The sequence below is a fragment of the Bacillus sp. GMs2/2 genome (assembly GCF_050172095.1).
In the GTDB taxonomy this organism is placed as follows: Bacteria; Bacillota; Bacilli; order Bacillales; family Bacillaceae_G; genus Bacillus_A; species Bacillus_A cereus.
In genome coordinates this window covers 1-2,328 of the sequence record NZ_JBNLYE010000513.1, presented here as the reverse complement: position 1 = coordinate 2,328, position 2,328 = coordinate 1, and the positions used below count along the sequence as shown (strand labels likewise).

Sequence of the window (2,328 nt, the reverse complement as noted above, 5' to 3'; positions counted from 1 at the left end):
TATCCCACCAAATGTATAAATCTTGCGTATGTAAATAAGAAGAGAATAAAGGAAATAAAAAAGAACTTGTAAGAATTCCTACAGGTTCTTTTTTAGATAATGTAAAAGGTGAAACAGACTATGTCATTATTTGTAATGGTAAAATTATCTTACGTATGGTTTTGTTTTATTTTATCATTTTAGCCAAGAAGACTCCCTCCATAAGGAACTCACAGCAAGTATGGGTAAGTGGGAGTAGTTCAAAGCATGCAATATTGTTTGATTTGGCTAATACATAGATTTCTCATCTCAGAACTGGTGTAAGAATTATAATGTTTATACCATTCTATTGTATTTTCTAAAGTCTGTTGTAGGGACCATTTTGGCTGCCAATTAAGATTGAATTTTGCTTTGCTAATGTCAAGGTTTAGTAAATTTGCTTCATGAAAATTTATTGGACCTATATTTTCTGCTGTCCAATCCCCGCAGCCCCAAATATCTAGTAAACTGGTCACTAATTTTTCTACTGAAACAATATTGCTTAGGGATGGCCCGAAGTTCCATGCTCCTGAAAAAAGGATACCATTATTTATAATTTTTTCTGTAAGGAGTAAATACCCGCTTAAAGGTTCTAGTACATGTTGCCAGGGTCTAATAGCAGTAGGATTTCTAATAATAATCTTTTTGTTTGATTCTAATGCTCGTATACAATCGGGAATAATTCTATCTATTGACCAATCACCACCACCAATTACATTACCAGCTCGAACACTTGCAATTATTTTCTTGTGTTGAGAAAATTTTTCTTCTGAAAAGTAAGAATTACGATAGGAAGAAATTAAAAGTTCGCAGCATCCTTTGCTTGAGCTATATATGTCATGGCCGCCCATAGGGTCAATTTCACGATAACCCCAAGGCCATTCTTTATTTTCATAGCACTTGTCACTTGTCACCATAATTCCTATTTTAGCTGATTCATGTAATCGAATTGCCTCTAGTACATTCATAGTTCCTACAACGTTTACCTCGTATGTTTCTCTAGGATATTCATATGAATACTTAACTAGAGGTTGGGCAGCTAAATGGAATACAATTTCAGGTTTATAATCTGTAAAAACCTTATTTAATTTATTAAAATCTCTAATGTCTCCACGAATATCAATTATATTATTTTGAAGGTTAGTAATGTTAAAGTTATCATTTTTATTTTTAGGATCTAATGAATATCCGATTACAGCAGCACCTAATTCATTCAACCATAGGGATAACCAAGAACCTTTAAAACCAGTATGTCCAGTAATTAAAATTCTTTTTCCGTAAAAAGCATTATTAAAGTTTTGGTTTAACAATTAGTCCACCTCCTTTAGTACCCTATTTTTAGGGAGTTAGGTATAAATGTTTATTATTTTTATACCAATTAACAGTTTTTATAATTCCTTCTTCAATATTAATTCTAGGTTCCCAGGAAAGAGAGTTTTTTATTTTTTGCACATCCGCTTCAGGAACCCATCTTTCATTTGTTCTAGAGGAAATTGCACCGTAATTTGGTCTGGAATTGGTTTTCAAATGTTTGAATAATAATTCTACATAATGTTTCAAGGGGTGAATAGTGCCGCTCCCAATATTAAAGATTTCATTTTGTACAGTAGTATTTTCTACTGCTAGGATACAGGCATCTATTACATTTTCTATATAACAATAATCTCTTAATTGATTACATAAAGTTAAATTTACATCTTTGTTTTGTAATACTCGCAAGATTATATAGCTAAAAATTTTATGCGGCTCTTCGCCTTCTCCGAATATGCCAAAAGGTCTTAATGTTATAAGATTAGTATTGTTTTCGCTAGCAATTTGATGGGCGAGTATAGTAGCAGCAGCTTTGGTACTTCCATAGATGTCCACAGGAGTTAGTAACATATTTTCATGAATAGGTTCCATCTTGTTACCGTATTCAGAACTACTCCCAAAATTGATGATTTTTTTACAATTCACCAATTTTGCTGCTTGAATAATGTTACAAGTCCCTATAACATTTGTTTCTATAGCATGGATGTAATCTGTATGGGCAGAATTTACACCATAGGCTGCCAGGTGAAAGATATAATCGGGATTAATTTTCTTTATTGCATCTTGTACTTGTTTTTTATCTCGTATATCTATTTCATAGGTTTCAATATATTTTAGAATATCCTCTAGTCTCCAAGAGTTTGATGGTGTTCTTATGAAAAGAACAATTTTTGCTTGTAAATTTAAAAGTCTTCGTGCCAAGTGAGAACCAATAAAACCGTATCCACCAGTAATAAGGAAAGTTTTATTTTTAAATGAAGCAATCATAGTGATAATCTA

General features: G+C 32.1%; 2 protein-coding genes. Both read right to left on the bottom strand.

Features of this window, described 5'->3' with window-relative positions; translation table 11 throughout:
* Positions 1 to 239 precede the first annotated feature (239 nt).
* Positions 240 to 1,328: a CDP-glucose 4,6-dehydratase gene (rfbG, locus tag ACQGS6_RS26810; protein ID WP_000934338.1), complete on the bottom strand. Its 1,089-nt coding sequence runs from the start codon at positions 1,326 to 1,328 to the stop codon at positions 240 to 242.
* Between the two features lie 28 nt (positions 1,329 to 1,356).
* Positions 1,357 to 2,316 carry an NAD-dependent epimerase/dehydratase family protein gene (locus ACQGS6_RS26805; protein WP_000561950.1) on the bottom strand — a complete coding sequence of 320 codons (960 nt, stop codon included), beginning with the start codon at positions 2,314 to 2,316 and terminating at the stop codon, positions 1,357 to 1,359.
* Between the last annotated feature and the right edge of the window lie 12 nt (positions 2,317 to 2,328).

Bases quoted from the DNA above. Each gene is read 5' to 3' on its own strand.
- ACQGS6_RS26805 (WP_000561950.1), bottom strand. From the start codon at position 2,316: ATGATTGCTTCATTTAAAAATAAAACTTTCCTTATTACTGGTGGATAC.